The 20,947-nt window shown below is 41.6% G+C and carries 20 protein-coding genes and 5 pseudogenes; 9 read left to right on the forward strand and 16 right to left on the reverse strand.

Annotation, left to right across the window (positions count from 1 at the left end; genetic code table 11):
* Positions 1–58 precede the first annotated feature (58 nt).
* From AACL30_RS08190 to dolP, 3 genes are all read left to right on the forward strand, one after another.
* Positions 59–463 (forward strand): YraN family protein, encoded by a 405-nt coding sequence (locus AACL30_RS08190; RefSeq protein ID WP_339058320.1) that lies wholly within the window; start codon positions 59–61, stop codon positions 461–463.
* 298 nt (positions 464–761) lie between these two features.
* Positions 762–1,352, forward strand: coding sequence for an SIS domain-containing protein (locus AACL30_RS08195; protein WP_339058321.1), 591 nt, complete (start codon positions 762–764; stop codon positions 1,350–1,352).
* Positions 1,353–1,362: 10 nt separating this feature from the next.
* Positions 1,363–1,947 (forward strand): division/outer membrane stress-associated lipid-binding lipoprotein, encoded by a 585-nt coding sequence (gene dolP / locus AACL30_RS08200; RefSeq protein WP_339058322.1) that lies wholly within the window; start codon positions 1,363–1,365, stop codon positions 1,945–1,947.
* Positions 1,948–2,136: 189 nt separating this feature from the next.
* On the opposite strand, the gene arcB is transcribed toward dolP, so the two are convergent.
* The 8 genes from arcB to AACL30_RS08240 all read right to left on the reverse strand — a co-directional run bounded on the left by arcB (position 2,137) and on the right by AACL30_RS08240 (position 9,494).
* Positions 2,137–4,530, reverse strand: a complete 2,394-nt coding sequence (arcB, locus tag AACL30_RS08205; RefSeq protein WP_339058323.1) for an aerobic respiration two-component sensor histidine kinase ArcB — start codon at positions 4,528–4,530, stop codon at positions 2,137–2,139.
* Positions 4,531–4,856: 326 nt separating this feature from the next.
* On the reverse strand, positions 4,857–5,744 hold the full coding sequence (locus AACL30_RS08210) for a tyrosine-type recombinase/integrase (RefSeq protein ID WP_339058324.1): 888 nt from the start codon (positions 5,742–5,744) through the stop codon (positions 4,857–4,859).
* Between the two features lie 332 nt (positions 5,745–6,076).
* Positions 6,077–6,265, reverse strand: a complete 189-nt coding sequence (locus AACL30_RS08215) for a hypothetical protein (RefSeq protein ID WP_339057645.1) — start codon at positions 6,263–6,265, stop codon at positions 6,077–6,079.
* Positions 6,252–6,392 (reverse strand): hypothetical protein, encoded by a 141-nt coding sequence (locus tag AACL30_RS08220; RefSeq protein ID WP_339058325.1) that lies wholly within the window; start codon positions 6,390–6,392, stop codon positions 6,252–6,254. The genes AACL30_RS08215 and AACL30_RS08220 overlap by 14 nt, the downstream gene beginning before the upstream one ends.
* A 213-nt stretch (positions 6,393–6,605) precedes the next feature.
* The gene (locus AACL30_RS08225) at positions 6,606–6,980 is read right to left on the reverse strand and encodes a PAS domain-containing protein (RefSeq protein ID WP_339058326.1); all 375 of its coding nucleotides are present in this window, start codon (positions 6,978–6,980) and stop codon (positions 6,606–6,608) included.
* 172 nt (positions 6,981–7,152) lie between these two features.
* A complete protein-coding gene (locus AACL30_RS08230; protein WP_339058084.1) occupies positions 7,153–7,434 on the reverse strand; it encodes a transcriptional regulator in 282 nt (93 codons plus the stop codon).
* Between the two features lie 282 nt (positions 7,435–7,716).
* Positions 7,717–8,562 carry a BRO-N domain-containing protein gene (locus tag AACL30_RS08235; protein WP_339058327.1) on the reverse strand — a complete coding sequence of 282 codons (846 nt, stop codon included), beginning with the start codon at positions 8,560–8,562 and terminating at the stop codon, positions 7,717–7,719.
* Between the two features lie 239 nt (positions 8,563–8,801).
* Positions 8,802–9,494, reverse strand: coding sequence for a hypothetical protein (locus tag AACL30_RS08240; RefSeq protein ID WP_339058328.1), 693 nt, complete (start codon positions 9,492–9,494; stop codon positions 8,802–8,804).
* A gap of 255 nt (positions 9,495–9,749) precedes the next feature.
* Between AACL30_RS08240 and AACL30_RS08245 the strand changes: the two genes are divergently transcribed.
* Positions 9,750–10,487: an IS3 family transposase gene (locus tag AACL30_RS08245; protein ID WP_339058329.1), complete on the forward strand. Its 738-nt coding sequence runs from the start codon at positions 9,750–9,752 to the stop codon at positions 10,485–10,487.
* 71 nt (positions 10,488–10,558) lie between these two features.
* Here the strand turns inward: AACL30_RS08245 and AACL30_RS08250 are convergent, their stop codons facing one another.
* Entirely contained in the window at positions 10,559–10,927 is a 369-nt protein-coding gene (locus tag AACL30_RS08250; RefSeq protein WP_339057934.1) for an IS630 transposase-related protein, read from the reverse strand.
* A gap of 270 nt (positions 10,928–11,197) precedes the next feature.
* Between AACL30_RS08250 and AACL30_RS08255 the strand changes: the two are divergent.
* The 3 genes and pseudogenes from AACL30_RS08255 to AACL30_RS08265 all read left to right on the forward strand — a co-directional run.
* A pseudogene (locus AACL30_RS08255) lies at positions 11,198–11,451 on the forward strand (transposase); the annotation flags it as partial.
* A gap of 98 nt (positions 11,452–11,549) precedes the next feature.
* Positions 11,550–11,648, forward strand: a pseudogene (locus tag AACL30_RS16480) (transposase); the annotation flags it as partial.
* A gap of 331 nt (positions 11,649–11,979) precedes the next feature.
* Entirely contained in the window at positions 11,980–12,345 is a 366-nt protein-coding gene (locus AACL30_RS08265) for a hypothetical protein (protein ID WP_339058331.1), read from the forward strand.
* 113 nt (positions 12,346–12,458) lie between these two features.
* On the opposite strand, the pseudogene AACL30_RS08270 reads toward AACL30_RS08265, so the two are convergent.
* The 4 genes and pseudogenes from AACL30_RS08270 to istA form a co-directional block, all read right to left on the reverse strand.
* Positions 12,459–12,738 (reverse strand): annotated as a pseudogene (locus AACL30_RS08270) (helix-turn-helix domain-containing protein).
* Positions 12,739–12,821: 83 nt separating this feature from the next.
* Positions 12,822–13,235, reverse strand: a complete 414-nt coding sequence (locus tag AACL30_RS08275; RefSeq protein WP_339058332.1) for a putative mucin/carbohydrate-binding domain-containing protein — start codon at positions 13,233–13,235, stop codon at positions 12,822–12,824.
* Positions 13,236–13,285: 50 nt separating this feature from the next.
* A complete protein-coding gene (gene istB, locus AACL30_RS08280) occupies positions 13,286–14,083 on the reverse strand; it encodes an IS21-like element helper ATPase IstB (protein ID WP_339058365.1) in 798 nt (265 codons plus the stop codon).
* Complete coding sequence (gene istA, locus AACL30_RS08285) at positions 14,080–15,258, reverse strand: IS21 family transposase (protein WP_339056344.1); 1,179 nt, start codon at positions 15,256–15,258, stop codon at positions 14,080–14,082. Before istA ends, istB begins: the two co-directional genes overlap by 4 nt.
* Here istA and AACL30_RS08290 point away from each other — a divergent pair.
* Positions 15,257–15,412 carry a hypothetical protein gene (locus tag AACL30_RS08290; RefSeq protein ID WP_339058519.1) on the forward strand — a complete coding sequence of 52 codons (156 nt, stop codon included), beginning with the start codon at positions 15,257–15,259 and terminating at the stop codon, positions 15,410–15,412. The two genes, istA and AACL30_RS08290, sit on opposite strands and share 2 nt — an antisense overlap.
* Here the strand turns inward: AACL30_RS08290 and AACL30_RS08295 are convergent.
* Positions 15,412–15,639, reverse strand: a pseudogene (locus AACL30_RS08295) (hypothetical protein); the annotation flags it as partial. The gene AACL30_RS08290 and the pseudogene AACL30_RS08295 sit on opposite strands and share 1 nt — an antisense overlap.
* A gap of 213 nt (positions 15,640–15,852) precedes the next feature.
* Here AACL30_RS08295 and AACL30_RS08300 point away from each other — a divergent pair.
* A pseudogene (locus tag AACL30_RS08300) lies at positions 15,853–16,096 on the forward strand (type I restriction-modification system subunit M N-terminal domain-containing protein); the annotation flags it as partial.
* Positions 16,097–16,194: 98 nt separating this feature from the next.
* On the opposite strand, the gene AACL30_RS08305 reads toward AACL30_RS08300, so the two are convergent.
* Positions 16,195–19,047, reverse strand: coding sequence for a matrixin family metalloprotease (locus AACL30_RS08305; protein WP_339058333.1), 2,853 nt, complete (start codon positions 19,045–19,047; stop codon positions 16,195–16,197).
* Positions 19,048–19,761: 714 nt separating this feature from the next.
* Complete coding sequence (locus AACL30_RS08310) at positions 19,762–20,496, reverse strand: 1-acylglycerol-3-phosphate O-acyltransferase (protein ID WP_339058334.1); 735 nt, start codon at positions 20,494–20,496, stop codon at positions 19,762–19,764.
* Positions 20,497–20,947: the final 451 nt, after the last annotated feature.

Here is a 20,947-nt window from a genome sequence, read left to right on the forward strand (position 1 = left end):
GGTATAGGCTCTTAGTTGATTTTCAGTAAGTCTATGAGTTTGGGTGGGACAAAAAATCATGGATAAACATTCTAATCAAAGAAACAAGGGCAGTGGTTATGAAATATTAGCGCGTCGATATCTTGAACAAGCGGGATTACTATTTCATTCTTCCAACGTTGTTTTGCGCGGTGGTGAAATAGACATTGTGATGCGTGATGGAGGAATTTGGGTGTTTGTTGAAGTACGTTTTCGGAATGATGCCGCTTTTGGTGGTGCCGCTGCTAGCATCATTTACACTAAACGACGGCGGTTATGTCATGCTGCTGCAGTTTGGCTAGCAAGGCATGGAGCTAGTTTTGATACCTCACTTTGCCGTTTTGATGTTATTGCTATTACCGGCCATCAAATAGAATGGTTCCCTAATGCGTTTAATACAGAATTCACACCAGGCAGTAGGTTTTACAAAAAACCTAATCAATGAGCATTTTGAGCTAACTTTTTGATCAAATATTAGTGAGCACTAAGGGACTATTCAAAATCTTTTTTGATAAAAGACTTCTTGCAAAACCGTCGCGCGTGGTGTGAAGTCAAGGCATCTGGCTCACAGCAATCGCTGTGTATACGAGTAAATGAAGACTGCGAGCACCGGTAACGTAGAAATTCACAGCAAGAAGTCTAAAACATCAGTGAGCATAGGAAATTTCGAACAGGCTCTAAGGTATTTCGGGTGGGTGCTCGTAGCACGAGCCCATAATTAATTTACTAAATGGATGAAATGAATGACTGTGTGGGACGAGAGAATTAAAATTGCCTTTACTGAAAGTATTCAAACTAAAATTCAAGCAGCAGAAACGCTACCTGCTAATATATCCATTGCAGCCAATATATTAGTTAATGCACTGCTGAATGATAATAAAATTCTCTGTTGCGGTGATAGTGCATCGGCAACACATGCTCAATACTTTGCCAGCAATATGATAAATCGTTTCGAAGCAGAACGACCAAGCTTACCTGTAATAGCCTTAAATGGAAACATGGGCATGCTCACGGAAGAAGTTTACGCCAAACAAATAAAGGCTATTGGACGGGAAGATGATGTTTTGTTAGTTATTTCTACGCGATGCAACAGCAATGATATAGTGAAAGCAATGGCAGAGGCAGTCACGCGGAGTATGAAAATTGTTGCGCTTACCGGTTGTGATGGTGGTAAATTATGTGGTCTACTCATTTCACAACAAAGTGTAGAAATTCGTGTGCCTTCCTCACACAGTGCTCATATACATGAAATACATACGTTGGTGATAAATTGTTTGTCTGATTTAATTGATCACGCTTTATTTTCCCCTCAATTTCCCTCTCAAGATACTTGAAGGAGTAACAATGAAAATTGCGGTCTTTTTGGGTGCATTATGCGGTGCACTACTGTTACAAGGTTGTGTTAGCGCCGTCTTTGTGGGGGGGGTGGCAGTGGCCACAAAATCGGCTAAAGATCCACGCACTCTTGGTACTCAAATTGATGACGGCAAGTTAGAAATTTTTATCACTAAAGCATTAAATAAAGATCCAAAGTTAAAAAAGTTGAAAAAAAAGGCGCGTGTGATTGCCACCGTTTATCAAAAAAAAGTTCTACTCACCGGTCAAGTACCTGACCGTACGTCATCTGATCGTGCTAAAGAAATTGCGATGAGTGTAGAAGGGACTAATGAAATATATAATGAAATTCGGCAGGGAAACATAATAGATCTGGCAACAATTACAAATGATACTTGGATCACCACCCAAATACGTTCCTTGCTCTTAGCCAGTGATTCAGTTAAATTCTCTAACGTTAAGGTTATTACCGAGAACAGTGAGGTGTTTCTATTAGGCTTAGTAACTCAACAAGAAGAACAGGCCGCAGCAGATATAGCCAGTAAAGTTAATGGAGTGAAGCGTGTAATTACCGTTTTTACTCGTGTAAAATAGTTTCTCCGTCGTTGGTTTTTTATCTTCTTATTCATTTAGCCTGTATAACTAAAAAATAGCAATCTCCATCACATATTTGAATCATTTTTATAACAATCAGACTGATGATTTGCTATCTTGTTTATGACGATGGATTTAATGGTCTATTCAAAATTATTTCTAGCAAGTACAAAAGATTTCGAATAGCCTTCAAGGCCTATCAGAATTTCCCTGGTGATTAGCGCAATCTTCGCGCACCCCGGCTCCGGTCGGGGTTATTTTTTCAGCATTGACAAGCCATTCACGTAAAGCCTGAACATCGTTGTGCCATTCCAGTTTTAGTTCATCAATCCAATCCTGCACATTATCTGACCATGCGGGCAATGAGGGTGTCTGTATCTGTTGTGCTAGTTGATATAGATGGCGTAAACCGACTGATCCAGCAGCCCCTTTAATTTTGTGTGCTTCTTGTGCGATACCATTTTGATCTCGTGCAATCATATTCGAATCTAATACTTCCAAATATCCTGGCATCATCTGCTCAAAGAGTTTCAGGCTCTGCTTGATTAACTCCGGTCCAATTAATTGCATATATTGTTCTAATATTTCAATATCAAGTAAGGATCCATTATTCTGCATTGATTTATCTTCCTGTTGTATCGCAGGAATAGCGGCGGAGTGGAGCCAAAATCGTCTAATCATTACCGTAAGAGCGACAATAGATAGCGGTTTACTCAGCACATCATCCATTCCTGCATCCAAATATTCTTTTCTGTCTTTTAAGACATTAGCTGTTAATGCCACTAATGAAGGCAACTTGTGTTGCACATACTTCTCTCTGATCCGGCGAGCAATATCCAAGCCGCTCATATCAGGAAGTTGAATATCCAATAATACTAAATCGAAATCATCTGGACTAAACACCAGCAAGGCATCATGTCCATTCATTGCCACTTCAACACTGCTACCCAACTTTTCTAACGCCGAACGGGCAACGATGACATTGAGTTCAATATCCTCAACCAACAAAACACGTAGGGAAGGCAAAAGCACATTATCGTTACTCTGTGTGATGGTTTTCACTGCTTCAACTCTAATTGATAGGGTGAAACATGAGCCTACTCCCAGTATGCTTTTTACTTTAATCGCTCCGCCCATACTTTCGGCTAAACGCTTAGATACTGCCAGTCCAATTCCTGTACCTGTTGCCGGGCGCCGCCCATTACCGTCTTTCACTTGATAATACATCGCAAAAATTTTGTCCTGTTCTTCTTCAGCAATCCCCATACCAGAATCTTCTACTACAAAAATCAAGCGGCCATCAGTTTCATAGCGTACTTGCAACCTGATCTTTCCCTGCTGAGTAAATTTGACAGCATTGCCAATCAGATTCCACAATATTTGGCGCAAGCGGGTACCATCGGTGATCACTTGTTTGGGTAAATCGCCTTGGGGCTCCATTATGAATTGCAAATTTTTAGGCTGCACCAATAAACCAGACAAATACTCTAAATCTAAAATAAAACTAGTTAAATCAATAGATTGATTGTTTAAGCACATTTTGCGCTGTTCGAGTTTATCCAACTCAATAATATCATTAAATATATTGCCTAATGTAATAGCACTTATATGAATCGTTTTAAGATATTTTAGTTGCTCAGCATTTAATTGAGTATCAAGCAAAATGTGGCTTAACCCGACAATACCATTAAGCGGTGTGCGTAATTCATGACTGATAGTTGAAATAAAAGTGGTTTTCTCTCTACTGGCATTTTCAAGCGCTTCTTGGTAGCGTTTACGTTCAGTGATATCACGGCCAAAACCCATCAATCCATGCTGTTTTCCTACCCGATCATAAAATGGTACTTTTCGCAATTCAAAACAGGCTTTGCGACCATCAGGATAAACCAGCCAAAGTTCATAGGTTAGAGAAACATTATGTCGTAATACTTCTTCATCGGTTGCTAATACTTTTTTTGCAATATCAGATGGGTAGACATCATTTGGTGTTAAACCAACCAATTGTTTTTCACTTTTTCCCAGCAACAGTTCTATCGCCCGATTGCAGCCGGAGAATTCATTATTTTCATTACGGTAATAGACTAAATCGGGTGAGGCATTAAGAAACGAACGCAATAAAGAAGATTGTTGCGCAAGTTCAATCTGGGCTTGCTCACGTTGCTGCATTTCTTTTTTCAGCTTAGCGACTATTTTCTGACGTGCTTTTTCGGCTTTCTCACGTTCGACAATTTCTTGGTTAAGCTGAGTAATATTTTGTGTGAGTTGTTGATTAAGTTCTAAATCTCGAAAACGCATAATTGCTAATATATCCACTAAACGAGCCAGCTGTTGTCTTGATTCTTCCAATTGTTCAACCACCACAGACAGAAAATAAACGGCCCAAGGCGTAATCAACAGACCAAAAAAAACAGAACGGATAATATCAACACTTTCGACTGAACCACGCAATAATAATGTGACTGCCGTTTGAACTAATATCGCTAAAATTACCAATATCGATGCCAGCAACAACGAAAAGCGCACTAATCCTAATTTAACCATTAAATCAACATAGCATTGCGCTAATACTCTGATTTTATTCATAACAACTCCTGTTAGTATTGCTATGGTAAATCATTTGGTTAATGAAAAAATGTTTTTATTATTACCATCATTGCTCCGAAAGGGAATTCCGCCGATATAAAGCGGGAGTGTCTGGAATGCTTTATTGCATATTTCTGCATTGCATTTTACCCTTTTCAAGGTGTATGTCTTAACCTGTACTTTACTCTATCAAGAGAGCAAAATTTATTTATTATAAAAATCAATAAATTAAAATACATAAATCACAATCAATCGAAATCAGGTCAAAATGCCGAGCAAAGTATTTCGTATATCTTACTTGATAAGCTAAAAATCATGAATTGATATCAGATTTCGTCCCACTCACTCCCTCTGCTATCACGATATTTATCTGTCATGGCAGAGGATTTATGCCCCAGCAATTTTTGTGCAAAATCCTTACCTCTGGCTTCACTGTGTAGCCTCGCGGATAAACTTCTGATTTCGTGAAATGAGGGCGGTGTACCCTGCCATTGCAAACCAGATTTTTCTCTTGATCCTGTAAAACCTTGAGACAAGCTTCTAGGATTGAAGTGAGTTTTTTTCTTCCCTATAAATACGTACTCTTCATCCCTTATTTGTTGCCGACAATCATTGAGAATACCTTCAAGGTTCTTATCAATCACTTCCAGACTCAAGGTTAAGGGTATCGCCAATTTCATTCCTGTTTTCTGTTGCTTTACCCACCATTTACCATCATAAATATCGTGCCACCGCATCCGTTGGATATCTCCCACTCTTTGACCTGTGAGCAAGGCTAAATCCATACTCAGCGCTACCCATGGCTGCCGTTTGTTTGCCACCCCTCTAATTACCAGAAAATCTTCCAGTGATAAGCGTTCACGCTGTACCTGTACACGAGGGCTTTTTGTCGCTGTAGCCGGATTGGTCGCCAAATGCCCTTCTGCAATGGCTTCGTTAAACATATCGATCAACAAACTGCGGATTAATTTGGCGGTGGTGGTTTTACCTTGATTGCTGTAACTGTTTATAAATTCAGCAATCTCTTTGGTGGTAAGGGTATTCAGCGTTTTATCAGCAAAAGCATGGGTAATGGCTGCTAATCTTGATTGGTAGTCTGCGAGTGTCTTATAGCATAGGTGGTATATGACACCAGAGCGTACCCATCGGCGTACTTGTTCCATGCAACGCGGGCGGGGTTGGTTTCCATTCCATTGCTTAAGGCTGACTTCCATTGTCGTTTTCTCTTTGTTAAGGTTAAAAATGTCATCACGTCGTCCGTGTTTTAAACGGAAAAGTTACAGAAGGTAATTTGAATAAATTTATTTCAACAATAAAAAATAATGACGGCTCCTCTTTAATAAAAAGAAGTCCGTCAGTGATGAAAAAATAAGAGGGTGAATGACGATCAATCAACAAAAATAATAGTATTGACAATTTTCAGGTATTATTACCCTTCATCCTCCTCCTTATTTTTAGCAAAAAAATGGCGTTAAATATCTATCCGATAAAAATAACCGAAATCAAAAGAGCGATTATTTTTCTTTTATTCTTTCATGATATTTTTTTAATTTTCCAGCGCAGCAATAATATTATCGCTAGCGCTTTCAGCATAATGCTGGATCAGGTAATGAATAAAATTATCTGGTGTGACCGTACATTCACAATGAACGCTCACCGAAGCGGCGTATTTTTCCAGTGTTTGGTAGAGTGGGGTGGAAATAGTTATTTTCTTTTCAGTCTCAGTAGATAACATGCGTTTTCTCCTGCTTAAATAAACACATTAATCGAGTAAACCAGGTTTTATTTTTTTCTCTCCGTTTGGCAGCTAATAGCTTATTCCTTAATGCGCGTTTTCTGATTCTGCTTTGTTTGTTACTCATAATGATCCGCTCCTTTTTTTTCAAAAAATTGGATGCCAAGTAAGAGGCATTCTTGGAAAAAATAACGATCAAAACCGGTTTGATGGTAAAATATTTTAAATTCCCGCAATGAATTTACTTTTGCCTTTGGGTCGATAATACGTATTCTATTTTTTATTTATCGTGATTTCCCTGGTGATCAAAGTGTGTAATAAATAAAAGATAATCTGCCATTCAGATAGCGTAAAAATATCTGATGGGAGGTAATGAAAAAGTATCGGGCTTTTTGCCATAAAAAACCGTGCCCACACAGCGGCCTTCTTGATTATACAGCGGGAAGATTTCGTATAAATAAGGGTGGCGTTTTTGCTTATGCCTCAATAAATGCGCTTTTATCAGCGTCGTTCTTTGTCCTCTTTTAATGACGTTTTTTTCTTCCTGTCGTAAATTAGCCAAAAATTCTGCCACGCAGGAGGGCAGTTCATCATGCCGTTTGCCGACAATATCGACTCCCGGTGGTAAATTAAAACAATCCAGAAAAGCACGGTTGGTATAAATAAAACGCGAGTGCCTGTCTTTGATTCCCCAGCTATCTAGACTCTTGTCCATCAGCGCGGTTAGGGGGAAGGTGTTTAATTCCAGTGCTATTGTCTCATCGGCGGTTCTTCACCTCTTCACGCCCTCTCCTCAATAGAAGAGGGTCAGTTACTTAGCCCGTGCCCAGTTTAGGCAGAAAAATAAAAATGGCTAGTCTCCTCAGTGGAGACTGTCTTTTTTGCGCTCATCGCTCTCGGGGCAGGCGTTTGCGGCATCCCTGCAAGGCAAACAGTGTTAGGCGGATATGAAATATCGTGAACAAACCGTGCAGTGAACGGGGTTCAAATTTAAGTTTGGCACTGGTTAACGCTTGTTTCACCGCGGGATAAGAGACGGCAGGTAATAAAGCAATTTCTTTTTGTGGCACGCCCAAGGAAAACAGCATCGCCGTTTCAAATTGCACCGCCGTTAACTCAGGAAAGACGTTGCGTAATTCAGAAAATTGGGTAATATCGATGTTAGCCATGATGACCTCTTGTTCAGGTTGTGATGGTGAGCTGACAGGGGTGGCTGTGAACCACCGCTGTTAGCGCTAAGGTTAATTGATATCAACGGTGATGGTGTCGCCGTTATTGTTTGTGTATGTTTATGTTTTCATGGTCTAGAACTCCGTGGGTTGATGATGCGATATTAAATTCGTTGCCGTGAGTGAAATGCTCGTCCCAAGGGTAAATTTTGCATGCAGAAATTCTCCACAAATATATTGTGATTAATAAATCCCTAAAATAGTTATCTGGGGAGAGATCAATTAATAACTAGAATGATGCGCTACACGATAGTGGCTACGTTGAGCGAATAAGTTAATTTCACGTTCTTCCCACTGTGCCAGTGTTGAGTTGAGCGTAGAAACGTTCGATTGTGCTGCCCCCTCGAGTGATTGCTGCATTTCGCTGATGACCCTTTCTGCATTCTCACGCTTGCGGAGGCAACGCCGGATAACTTGTTTTTCCGCTTCAAATATAACTGCTTTAAATTGATTGGTGATCGTATAAATCCGGCGGCATTCTTCTGCTAGCAGCGGGATTTTTTGCACCTCGAACCGCTGTGGTGAGGGAATGCCCGTGACCTGACGCAGTGCATACCAAATGGCGTTACTCCAAGACTGATTAAAATGAAAGCCGTTGCTCATACACCACACTAAGCGGGTGAGATGGCTTAAATCGTCATGGCTGAGCAGTTCGGGAGACTGCGGGTGGTATTTTGGTTGTTGAGGAGCCTGATAACTGCCTGTTTTACGGATCTGTGGCAACAGCTCGTTAGTGACCCATTTACGAAAACGGTGAGGAACTGTGCCTTGCTTTACTGCATCGCGGCTACGCAGGACTAAAATGTACATACCGGATTCAGAGATAATGTTAGCTTTTTCATTGCCACGACTTAAGCCCTGAATTGAAGTTAGGGCTTTTTCGTCACAATCTAAATTTAAGATTGCTTTAGTAGGATTGGATAATCCTAGCGCACTACAAACATCTACTACGATAAACCAAGGATCACCGTTAACAACGACTATGCGAATAACATGGGATTCAAATGTAAAAGGGATAACAGATGTATTGTTCATAGCATCATACTCACGGTTAGTTTCTAAAATCATCACCTTTGAGGCTAATCTTGGGTGATGAACTGAACAGGGTTAGCCTTACCGGAACCGTGTACCGGCCAACCTTTCGGTTGCCCCATCCAGTCCACCATTAGATGTTCGGATGCTATGACAATAAAAAACACGCTCGCGGCGTGTCTATTGTCGCGGTATTTGGCAGGAGGCTAATCCCGACACCCGATTTTGCAGGTGCAAGTAAAATATAGCCCAAGGATACTCCTATCGTCAACCGCTTAAACCAAGGCATGTTCTTTCGCCTCTTGCTCAGCAATAAGAATGTGTCTGAATGTGTTGAGGGCATGGTTGTTATAGCGAAAGGCTTGCACTTGTTTATCGCTGTGCCGAGATTTATCCAGATGATACTCGCCATATTGCTCGGTTTTCATGTCATTATCATTTGCGATCCGCCCAATTTTATTCGCTGAGACATCAAACAATTTGCCAATTTCACTTGCGCGATACAGTTTTTCAACAAGTAGCGGCAGGGGAACGACCTCACACCCGGCTAATGGGTTGATCAGTCCAGCAATAACCCCTTGTCGGGATAGCGGAGAAAGTAAGGTTGCCCAGGCAAAGGTTTTTTCTGCTACTTCCATCACTATCTGCATCGCTTTGGCCTTCCGAAATTCCGGTAATCCGCTGCCCTCATCACGGTGTGGCTGTCTTTTTGGCGTCTCTTTCGTGATTTTTCCACGGCGGTAATCAATAAACGTCTGATTAACCCTAATACGGAAATCAGGTCGAATCCAGCCGGCATATTCGACTGCGAGCGCGGTGGTAAAACCCTGGTCATTTAAGGTGTGAGTGGCAGTCGTGAGTATCCAGTTGGCCTGATCGATTTCCGCTTTAAATCCGCTGACGTTGATCGGGGTTTCGGGGATGAGGTCAGCCCAGCCTTGGGCAAGCTGAAGAGAGAATTTCGCCACGCCCCGTTGCAGTTGTTGCCATTTTGCCTGTGCCGCCCGCTCTGCATTGGTTTTTGTCGCATAGGTATGACGCAGCAGTGTAATGGTCTAATGTTTCCGGCCACTTTTGAAGAGCTGTAATAAACTGCAAATCAGAGGTGTATAAAATGAAAAGTAAAAAGAAGCCATTGACATTTACGCTGGAGTTTAAACAAGACGCAGCAAAGTGAGTTTTATGAGAGGGCATGAAAATCACATCAGGTAATCGCTTCTGCCTTGACGGCGCTGGAGCAAGAGGCGGTTAGACTATTTATAGACCATAAAAAGACGCTGGGTTCTAGAAGGTTAAAGGTAAAAATTAATGAATTAGGATTTTCAGTGGGTCGCTACAAAGTACGAAGCCTCATGAAAAAATTAGCGTTATTTGCCCGTTATCCAAAACGCCATAAGATAACAACGGACAGCGCTCATAATCATTCTATCGTACCCAACCTGTTGGCGCGGGAATTTACTGTTACTCAGAGAGAGGAGGTATGGACAACGGATATCACCTATGTTTGGACTTATGAAGGCTGGATGTATTTAGCGGTGGTGATGGACTTATACTCGCGCCAAATAATCGGTTGGGCAATGGCAGCCCACATGAAGACAGCACTGTGTGTACAAGCTCTCCAGATGGCTTACTGGCGCAGAAAACCTCCAAAAGGGTTGCTCCATCACTCAGATAGAGGCAGCCAATATACCCGCCATCAGTATCGTGCCCATTTGCAAGTGATGGGTGTGCAAGCCAGTATGAGTGGTAAAGGGCAAGGTTGGGATAACGCACCAACAGAACGTTTTTTTCGGAGCTTGAAATATGAATACTTGAATTATGAAATACTTAAAACCCGTAATGATGCCAAGTTAGGGGGGCTGGATTATTTAGCCTATTACAATAGTAGAAGACCACATAGTCTACTCGCTTATTTTTCACCCATCGAATTTGAGCTTATACCTGTAATCAATTTGTCTTAAAAATGTGTCTGGGTTTACTTGACCACTACAAACCGCTTTCATCCACGTAAACTATCGGGGTATCACAGGCTTCATAGGCCTGGAGCTTGTTTTGGAAATCTTTTCGCGCTTGGACGTCGATTTTGGGATGATAAAATGTTTTTTTTATAGCTAAACCCGGCACGTTTTAACGCATCGCAGATACCTCGAGCACTAACCCCCATACGTTGAGCGCGTTCGTATTGAGACGCGTCAGGATAGGTTTCTACGTCAAGGATTAACGCCGCTTGGTTTATTTTGGTAGCGGGTTTATCTCGAGTCAGGCAAGGTTCTATGCGTTTAGCCCAGCGCATCAGGCTCGCTGTCCCCACACAAAAACGTGTCGCTGTTTGGGCATAAGTGAGCTTTTCTTGCGTTTTAATAGCCAAGACATGTTGGCGAAATTTTAATGGATAGGTCATCTCAGTATTATACATCAATTTATACCACCTATGCCATATGGAAGCCCTGAAAAACCGCTAAAAGTAGTCTATTCTGTTAGCAATAATTTTTTTAGGTTAATAGTGAAATGAAAACGAAATCGACGAGACGAGCCGACTTTTAAGCGCAAATGAATAGGATAGTTCCCCGGGAAAAGATTCTGGCCAAATTCAGTCGTCATTACCCCAAGTGAAGCGCTGTTTGAAGAAGTTAATACGCATTTAGCTTCGCTTCAGCTATTTATCAAACGGGGTAGCATTGTCGATGCTACGATTATTCATGCACCCAGTTCAACTCAAAACCGGCAAAATACTCGTGAGCCAGACATGAAAGCCACCCGTAAAGGCAATCAGTGCTACTTTGGCATGAAAGCGCATATTGGCGTGAATGCACAGACGGGGCTGGTGCATTCCCTGGTGGGAACCTCGGCGAATGTAGCCGATGTGACGCAAGTTCATCACCTTCTTCACGGCCAAGAAGAGGTTGTTCATGGTGATGCCGGTTAGCGTGGTCACCTGGCACATCCTCCGACGGAGGGTATTGGCCTTGCCCGGGCAGGAGCAGCAGGTATGGGAAAAACATCGGCATCAGCAAAGTCTCAACGCGAAAATCCGGGCTAAAGTAGAACACCCCTTCCGTGTATTAAAATGCCAGTTCAACTTTAGAAAAGTGCGTTACAAAGGCTTAGCTCAAAATATAGCATTCATTTCGGTTTTTCAGGGCTTCCATATCAACGGTTTTCACCCCGATAAAAGGGTGCATAAATATGCATACATTAGCCAAAGCGCGGGGGCGTGGCGGGGAGCGCACGCTTGAGGTACTGAAGGGCGTTTTTTGATCCGCTCCTGGCAGCCATAAGCGCTACGGTTGTGACGATATGTTGAAAAACGATCCGGGGATTCAATGAAATTCGCATAGCAGAGAATAGCGCAGAGAGAACCTAACGAGGAGTAGGTAGCGGGTGTTAATTGCAGATTATGCCAATAAACTGCATAAATATTGATTTTAATCACAGGAAAAAAAAGGACAGTGTATGGGATGGATAGGGGTAGATTTTGATGGCACCTTAGCCGATTACTTACCGAGTCAAGGCAATCAATTGGGGCGCCCCTTGGCTCCGATGGTGCAGCAGATAAAAACGTGGTTGAGTGCAGGAAAAGAGGTACGTATTTTTACCGCTCGTGCCGAAACCCCCAGCGGGGTGAGTGCAGTACAGCATTGGCTGTTAGCCCATGGGCTGCCCAAACTGGCCGTCACTAATGTTAAAGACAGCCAAATGACAGCGCTCTGGGATGATAAAGCCATTCGGGTAATCAAAAATACCGGCAAGCCTTGTTATGCCTGTGCGGGTGTTAATTGTTTTTCGGCACAGGAAGGGAAGGTATTGACCGATTGTTAACTTGTATTCCGTAAAAAATAGATTTATCAATGTTGGTTTACTCTGTACATTTGTTAAATCGTTCAAAATATACGCTGAAAGCGTATGTAAAAGAACTGTATAGAAGTTACCCTCTACAGGAGAATAGATGGATTCTTGACGCGGCAGGCACGAGCATAGCGTGTCAACGTCTCAATGCTGGCCTTCGTGATATTATTTTCCAGACGAGAAACAACAGGTGGCTTAACCCCCCATTCTTTTTGCAACCTCCGCTTTCGTCAAATTGTCAAGTTTCCGCCATTCGGCAAGAGTACTTTTCAGTCTTTCTTTGCGTTCTTCTTCTGCGTAGGCAGCCTCATATTCTGTGTCTTGCATCCATTCTTTATGCAGTTCTTTATGGTTGATTAATTTCATCTAAAACCTCTTGCAATCGCATTTTTGCTAGTTACGATAAGTAGTTATGCCAGGGAAAATGATTTATCCGGCGTATTACCATGCTACCAAAAGCCGCTGTATGACCCTGCACTGACCAAAGCACTGAAGAATTCGGATGGTGTTAGCCTGTTATCTTGCTGACAGGAAACGGCGCCTAAAGGGAAAAGGGTAAAACCAGACATGGCCTGAGCCATCTTGTCTGCTGTATCGCCCTGTGTTGGCCGAGGTGAAAACAGAATTTTTTCCAGACCTCTCGGTGTCATGATAAAGGTCGTGGTTTTTGCATCCACGGTAAAATCAGCCTTGACACCAGAAGACAGCATTTTTAAACGTTCTTCTGCCTGTGCATGATATATCTCCAGTTTATCGCCCTCAGAAAACAAAACCCGGGTACGTAACATGCCGGTATCACTGCCTTTGATCTCTTTTTTAAAAAACCCCCGGCCTTTTTTATTGATCACTTTAATGCTTGTCAACGCTACTTTAGATTGACCACTTTTTGCTACTTTAAAATGTCCAGTTTTTGCTAATTTTCCTGTTGGGTTTCTATTCCAGGCGCCTGGATAATATCAGTCGTTTTTATAGGCAACATGCCTGCTTTGCGTTTATTTTTGAGTCGATAGCTTTCTCCTTTAATATTCAATGTGGTTGAATGATGTAAAAGCCTGTCTAAAATCGCAGTTGCTAAAATGTGATCACCGAATACGTCCCCCCAATCAGTAAAACTTTTATTTGATGTGAGAATGATGCTCGCCTTTTCATAACGACGGCTCAATAACCTGAAAAATAGGCTAGCTTCTTCGCGATTCATCGGTAAATACCCGATTTCATCCAGTATTAATACCCTGGCATAGCACAGTTGCTGAAGTTGGCGTTCCAGACGGTTTTCTTGCTTTGCCTTCATTAAGGTACAGCAGAGTCTATCCAGAGGCATAAACAATACCCGATGCCCAGCTGTAGCTGCCTTGACAGCCAGCGCTATCGCCAAATGCGTTTTCCCTACCCCAGGTGGGCCTAACAAAATGACGTTTTCATGATGTTCGACAAACCTCAGCCCCGCCAGCTCGCGGATAATTTTCCTGTCTATACTTGGTTGGAAAGTAAAGTCAAATTGCTCCAAGGTTTTTATCCACGGCAAACGTGCTTGTTTTAACCGCGATTCCAAGCCTTTTTGGTGACGCCCGTTCCATTCCTGGGCTAATGCCTGCTGGAGAAATTCACGGTAGTTCAGTGCTTTCTTGGTGGCTTCTTCACATAAACTCTCCAACGCATCGCCCAGGTAATCCATTTTTAACCGTATCAACAAGTTTTCCATTTCCATCAGAGTAGCTCCTCATACACACTGAGCGAACGAGACGCTACTCGATTGACCTGTTGCCAAAGGGCTTGATGATGTTCTGGCACCTTTTGCCAGCCCTGCGTTACCTCCTGCAAGAGATGCGTCGCGAGCAGTTGCTCATCGCCGTAAATACGTAGCGTATTATCTAAACCGATACGAATATTAACCGCACGACCACACCAGAATGAAGGCACGCTATAGCGATTACCTCTGACATCGATATAGCTGTCCCATGCCACTTGTCGTAGGTCGAAGTAGCTGGTATCGAAATCAGTCGCAGGGAGTGGCATCAAGGCTATTTTTTCCTCAGCAAAACGATTTTCCGGTGTCTGCTTGAATTGACGAAGATGACGCTGGTCTGCCACTTTCGCCAGCCACATCGCTAGCAGTTGATTAACATGAGCGAAACTCTCAAACTGACGGTAGCGAGTGAAAAAATTGTGTTTAACATAGCCCACCATCCGTTCGGTTTTGCCTTTCGTTTGCGGTCGATAAGGCTTACAGGCGCGAGGGCTAAACCCATAGTGATTAGCCAGTTGCAGGAAGCCCGCATTGAACTCGATGTGGCCATTTTGTCCATGTTTGATAACAGCGGCTTTTTGGTTATCTACCAAGACATTTTTTACGCTGCCACCGAAGTAATTGAAGCTGCGAACCAGCGATTCATACGTGTGCTCAGCATCTTGCTTAGGGGCAGCAAAGACATGAAAGCGACGCGAAAAACCGAGCGTATTAACGGCAAAATTAACCGTACAGGCAGAGCCTGCCACCTCAACGATGATTTCTCCCCAATCGTGTTGAAGTTGATAACCGGGGAGGGTTTCAAAGCGTACCGTGTTTTTCGAGGCCCTGAGCGGACGTTTGGGATGTATATAACGTCGGAGCATCGCACTCCCACCCCGGTAGCCTTTTTCACGGATTTCCTCAAAAATAACCGCCGCATTCCAAACCTGTTCACTCAACCTTGAATCGATGTAGTCTTTAAAGGGCTCGAGTTTAGCAACCTGTTTTTTACCGCGTTTTGCTGTTGGCGGCGCAGGATAGCTAATGTGCCGTCTCACCGTTTTTTCTGAACACCCTATCTGATGGGCAATATCAACAATAAATGCCCCCTGTTGATGGCGTTGTTTTATCATGTAGTGGTCCTCTCTTCTTAGCATGCTTATTTCCCTCATGGCTTTGTCACCACAAAGGAAACTGCATTCTGGCTTGAGTGGACAAATTAAATTAGCAATTTACGGTCTTTTATCATTAGCGCTGACACAGTGCGCTGTTATTTCTTTTTGGGCAGTTATCAACCCAGTGACACGGTGAGTATTGTTGTGTTTTTTGGCATAGTCTATCTGCTTCTGTATATTATTTATTTTGCTTTCACAGCTATCCGCCATTGCGACATGTGTAAACATAAAAATAAAAAACACAGGCCATATCAGCAGCAAAGAAGGACGTATTAACATAATGGTTTTATCCTGATGCGACGAATAGAGCTCTATACTATTATCTAGACAATCTAGATTATCTATCAAAGCAAAGGAGCACATTCAACAATCGTTCAAACCTAAGCGTAGCGTTAAATACAGCAATACCCCAAATTAACTTGGCGTATTTTTATGCAAAAATTAAAGGGAAGATTGTAACATCCGCCAATGAGTTTCATTTTAAAACCTGTTAAAAATCTTGGCTATTTGTATTCTGAGGTTGGATTGTTGAAATCAGTGTAGATCACAATCCAGCCCGTTTTGTGCAAAAAGTGGTTGGAGCCCAAAACGGCAAATTTCGCAGGTTCGACTGCATCGCAAGCCGATTTTAATTTGAAAGAATGCTAAAGATTTTTGGGGCGACTTTAAACACACAGATTTTGGCAAGATCATCTTGCCATTCACTTTGCAGCGTCGATTGGAATGTGCTTTGGAGCCAACACAGGATGCAGTCAGAGAAACCTACCGCACTTTTAAAAACTCAGGTATTGAGCTTGATACAATCCTTCGGCAAACCGCTGCCAGTAAGAGCCAAGTGAAAACTCGTCTCTTGAAGCATCAAAGCTACTTACAGGTAGCTTTGAGTAGGTATGAAAAATAGTATTAGCGTGCCGGCAGTTATTGATGCCGAACAAATCCTGAAGGCACCAATCCATCGGGTTGTAATGCCGGACGAAACGGCGCTGAACCGCTTGATGACACCTGAGGGTGGTTATCAACAAAATTGTGCATCGAGCCGATTAAGTTCGCCATCCCCTGCCCTGACTGTGAGCGATACGCTTGAGGCGATAACGATGATTGATCGCGCTGTGGCGCGTGATCACTTGCTCCCTCACTCTCCGCCGCCTCGGCTGACGCCGCATTTATCAAGGATCCGCCATCGGCCGGCATCTGGTGAATATCGGCCAGGCGATCAGGCATCCCTTCAGCCGCATTGCGCTGCACCCACTGCGAAAAACCATCGCCCTGCTGTATTTTATTCGCTTCACTGGCGTAGATATCTTCCATCATCTGTTTAAAATAAACGCGGCCTTGGTCTGTTTTTCTATCTTCTGTCGCCGCATACAGCAAATTATCCATAAAATTAGGATAGCTTTCTTCAAGATAAGCCACCGCCGCCGCCCCAGTTCGGTAAGGGTCGATCTTTCCTTTAATGATTTGTTCTAAAGAATAGTCTTTATACTCATCACCCACCCGCTTGGCAAAATCAGTCACGCTGTCACCATCGGTTAAGTGCACTACGTATTCGGCTAAGCCTTCCATGAGTACTTTGCCAAGATCCAATTTTGAGGTGAGATAAAAGGTTAACGCCTGGACAAATTCATGGCGGATAACATAGTTGTAACTTTTATGGTTTAAGTGACTGGGCGCATCAGACTGCGTATTGTCATAATACGAATACATATTGCTAATATAATTGTTATCTGAATTTTCTGCTGCCCTGCCACCTGGTATATTTTTACCGCGGCTCTGCGATAAATATTTTTGGTAACTGGCAACATCGTCAAAAAGAAAGAGACGGAAGCTCGCTGTATTGCCATTAGCTTTTAGTGGATTATTGTCTTTTTTGATACCAAACACGTGGTTAAAGGTGGCTAAGGTGCTTTCTAACGAACGCAGAATATTTTGCTTATTGGCAATGCCGTCGTTATTTTTGTCTTGCGCATCTTCAAAAGAGCGCGCTTGAAATAAATCAACATTTAACTCAAAACCATCCCCCTCTGCCGAAGGCGCCGGTTGTTTATCCTGCATGTTAATCTTGATGCGACCTTGAAAATTCAACCCCGTGTTTTCATAAAAATTATCCGTGGAGCGCGTTTGTTTTTGTTTAGTGATTAACTCTTCAATTTCTTCTTGCATGGGGGGGGAGATACCACATTCAGCATATTTTTCCATAATTTCATCAATACTAAGGCGGGTATGGATCAATTCTTCAGAAATGCGCTCATATAAAATATTGTATTGGCTATAGGTATATTCACTATTACACAATTTTTTATAAATAAATTTATAAAACACATCAGCGTCGATAATATAATCTTGCTGGCTCTCTTGCGGCATTGCATTTTTTTCTATATAGGAGGCGTTAATATCGACGCTAGCGGATAAATAATCATGCTGTGGAGCCCCTCCCCTGTTAGCAGCATATTCTACATAAACAGGGCGTTCTTTTTTAGGCACTAAACTTAATAGCTCATCGCTAGAAAAAAGCGAAATATCATTTTGCTGACAAAAATCATTAATTTCTTTTATGGTAAACGGTTTTTTGATCATAACTTCAGAAATATTAAAATAGAGTAAATTAAATTGTTTGACTGAATAGTCATAATGAGACGCCTTCTCACAAATCAATTTATAAAAAGCATGATCATTGGTGATTTTTACCGCCAAAACAGATTCATTCCGACGTTGAATTTGATCTGTTTCACTGAATTGTTCTTTCTCAACTTGCTCCACCTCTTGTAGCCTGCTCTGTTCATCCTGTTTTTGTCTCCTTGCCAATTCTTCTGCATATTCTTGTTCTATCTGTTGTTGTTGTTTTTGTCTCCTTACCGATTCTTCATGATGCTCTCGTTCCATTTGTGCATCTTCTTCTTCTCGTGCCTTGTCGAGTGCCCGGATCCTTTCTTCTTCTTGTCTGCGTCTGTGTATTCGTTCCTGCTCTTGTTTCTGGGCGAGTTCTTCTCTTTTCTGTAATTCTTCTTTTTGCTTCCGTTCTATTTGCTGTATTTGTTGCACTTCTCGTTCTTGTTGCTGCTTCCATGCCTGTTCTCGAGCCTGCGACTCCCGCATAAATTCTTGTCTGCTCCGCTCTATCGTTTGCTGCCGCTGTTCTATTTCTTTTGCCTGTCGCAATTCTTGTGCTTGCTGCTCTCGTATTCTTATTTGTTCCTTTTCCTGCAAACGTCTTTGTATCCGTTCCTCTGCTATCGGATCGCTATCACGCTCGTACAACTGGCGTAAAGCTAAAATATCAGCAGCTTGTAACTCATCTATATTATCGTCATACGACATAACACTGTTAGGATTTGCCAAATCCTCGGTGTGTCTCAATCCAAGAGCATGCCCGATTTCATGAGTAACTATTTTTTTGAAATTAGGTAAAAAATGCGTATTTATCCATATGGCACTAGATTCAGAAGAATTAGGATAATAAGCATAGCCAGCAATAGTACTGGTTGTAGAATTGTAATTACCAAAGGTTAAATTACTTGCTTCATCGCTGCCAACCATGCGGAATTTTAAACCCGTTAGATCTGCAATTTCATCGAGAATAGATTGAGTGATCTCTCGTTGTTGAACGGTAAATGGGCTTAAATTAGTATAGTATTGACCATTATCATAATATGCACTGTCATGATAATCCGGTGTCAGGTATTTAAATGTGAGTTCACGTTCTTGACCAAAAGATTTCTTCCATTGAACGCTCTCTTTTAGTAGCTCTTTTGCTAAGGAATCGACATGATTCATAATGACCTCGTTTTTTATTTTATCTTTAATTCATCGTTTATTTATGATGCGAGAAATCCTAAAAATAAAAGTATTCAATCGTATAATTCATTAATTAAATACATTTAAAACACAAACATGATTTAATAAAATAAATATTTTTATAAATTTATTAAATGTCAACGCTATTTAAAAAAGCAATGTAAAAACATTAAGTATTCTGACCTAATAATTTTTACATAAACACAGTCAGAAATTTTACTGAATAGAGATAGCGAATCAGTTTAATTTGATTTAAGGAGGAGCACAGAATAAAATTAAACTGATTCGGCTATAGATTAGTTTAAGAAGATGTCTAGCCAAAAATAAAATAATATAAATTATGATATTTTATATTTAATTAAAGATTTTTATAAAAATAAAATTAGATCAATTTTAATTTTTCAGGGCGCTTCCTACGATAAATTTATTGGAAATAGTAGACCTCTTTCAAAACCGTAGAAGTCAATTCCCCCGTGACCGATTAGTGTCATTGAAGGGATACAATATGGCGTGGTTATAGGCGGCGTTGACAGCGATCACTCATCTCAGTCATGTACTACCTGTACACTCCTGGGATTTGATTGATTGCCGCCTTGCTGTAACTCGAAATTCATTAGGTATATATAATTCTTTACCACTTTTGTTTAAAAAATTATTATCGGCTCCATCGAATGTAACCTCTTAATAAGAGCCTTATTTTTCGAGTGATACTCGTTCTGCTACCTCTTGATCCAATTGTTTTACTTTTTCTAACATTAAATGATGACAATGTTGCGTTAATTGATGAAGCTGCTCTTTGTTATAAGCGCGGGTATCAATAGGCGGCAACATTTCAATAATCACCCAACCGTTCGAAAAACGATTTAAATTAATCTTGCCATGAGTGGTAGAAACACAGATCGGCACAATAGGGACACCTGCTGCCATAGCGGCACGAAAAGCACCGCTTTTAAAAGGCAGTAAACCCCGGCCACGACTGCGAGTGCCTTCAGGAAACATTAAAACAGAAAGTTTTCTTTTTTTAATTTGCTCAACTAGCTGTGTGATCGTGCTATGGGCTTTGGTTTTATTGTCACGATCAATTAATAAATTACCGGTTAACCAATAGAGAGAACCAAATAACGGGATCCACAATAAACTTTTTTTGCCCACGGTCACCGCCCCCAGGGGCGTTATTTTTGCCGTGGTGACCATATCGTAATTATTTTGATGATTGGCAATATAAATACAATTGCCATAGTGTTGATATCCCGTTGGCATCCGTTGTTCAACCTTCAGACCAAATAACGTTGATAGACGTCCAAATAAACGGCCAAAACGAGCAACATGTTGCGGATCACGCGGGTTAAATAAACAATACATTCCGCCGAAAATACACACCAAGAGACAATATAAAACAGCTAAGATCACACGTAGCACTAGTAACATAACAGTCACACCATGATAAAATAATATATTAAAAACAAATGAATAAAATTTTTTGCTTATATAATAGGCGACAAAACACAACTACACACAACTTTTAAATCACTACTTATCAATACATTACCTCTTCATTTCGACCTGTTACCTGTTATTTGTGTCATTGTACATCAATATTATCCTTCATTTGCGTGACTGCTCACCGCCCTATTGGACGAGGCTTCCCACTTCACAGGTCGCCGCTTGTGCATGACAAGTCTTAGAGCCTATTCGAAATCTCTTGTGCTCGCTGATACTTCGTCAAAAACGGGCTCAAAATGCTCATTTACTGCCTTGTTTTGTACAAGTGTCAACAGCCATCGAATTTTGGGTCTTCCGCAAATTGTGTGGTAAGTTTCAATCATGCCATAGGCCTTAGAACACGACGTCGTAATAACAATGTTAAAATAAGGAGGTG

The sequence above is a fragment of the Candidatus Regiella endosymbiont of Tuberolachnus salignus genome (assembly GCF_964020115.1).
GTDB classification, from domain to species: domain Bacteria; phylum Pseudomonadota; class Gammaproteobacteria; order Enterobacterales; family Enterobacteriaceae; genus Regiella; species Regiella insecticola.

Coding starts and splice junctions, on each gene's coding strand:
- AACL30_RS08190 (WP_339058320.1), top strand. CDS start 59: ATGGATAAACATTCTAATCAAAGAAACAAGGGCAGTGGTTATGAAATA.
- AACL30_RS08230 (WP_339058084.1), bottom strand. CDS start 7,434: ATGGCTAACATCGATATTACCCAATTTTCTGAATTACGCAACGTCTTT.
- AACL30_RS08310 (WP_339058334.1), bottom strand. CDS start 20,496: ATGTTACTAGTGCTACGTGTGATCTTAGCTGTTTTATATTGTCTCTTG.
- istA (WP_339056344.1), bottom strand. CDS start 15,258: ATGCTAAGAAGAGAGGACCACTACATGATAAAACAACGCCATCAACAG.
- AACL30_RS08220 (WP_339058325.1), bottom strand. CDS start 6,392: ATGAGTAACAAACAAAGCAGAATCAGAAAACGCGCATTAAGGAATAAG.
- arcB (WP_339058323.1), bottom strand. CDS start 4,530: ATGAATAAAATCAGAGTATTAGCGCAATGCTATGTTGATTTAATGGTT.
- AACL30_RS08250 (WP_339057934.1), bottom strand. CDS start 10,927: ATGACCTATCCATTAAAATTTCGCCAACATGTCTTGGCTATTAAAACG.
- AACL30_RS08290 (WP_339058519.1), top strand. CDS start 15,257: ATGCTTATTTCCCTCATGGCTTTGTCACCACAAAGGAAACTGCATTCT.
- AACL30_RS08195 (WP_339058321.1), top strand. CDS start 762: ATGACTGTGTGGGACGAGAGAATTAAAATTGCCTTTACTGAAAGTATT.
- AACL30_RS08210 (WP_339058324.1), bottom strand. CDS start 5,744: ATGGAAGTCAGCCTTAAGCAATGGAATGGAAACCAACCCCGCCCGCGT.
- AACL30_RS08225 (WP_339058326.1), bottom strand. CDS start 6,980: ATGGACAAGAGTCTAGATAGCTGGGGAATCAAAGACAGGCACTCGCGT.
- AACL30_RS08235 (WP_339058327.1), bottom strand. CDS start 8,562: ATGATTTTAGAAACTAACCGTGAGTATGATGCTATGAACAATACATCT.
- AACL30_RS08215 (WP_339057645.1), bottom strand. CDS start 6,265: ATGTTATCTACTGAGACTGAAAAGAAAATAACTATTTCCACCCCACTC.
- AACL30_RS08265 (WP_339058331.1), top strand. CDS start 11,980: ATGGGATGGATAGGGGTAGATTTTGATGGCACCTTAGCCGATTACTTA.
- dolP (WP_339058322.1), top strand. CDS start 1,363: ATGAAAATTGCGGTCTTTTTGGGTGCATTATGCGGTGCACTACTGTTA.
- AACL30_RS08305 (WP_339058333.1), bottom strand. CDS start 19,047: ATGAATCATGTCGATTCCTTAGCAAAAGAGCTACTAAAAGAGAGCGTT.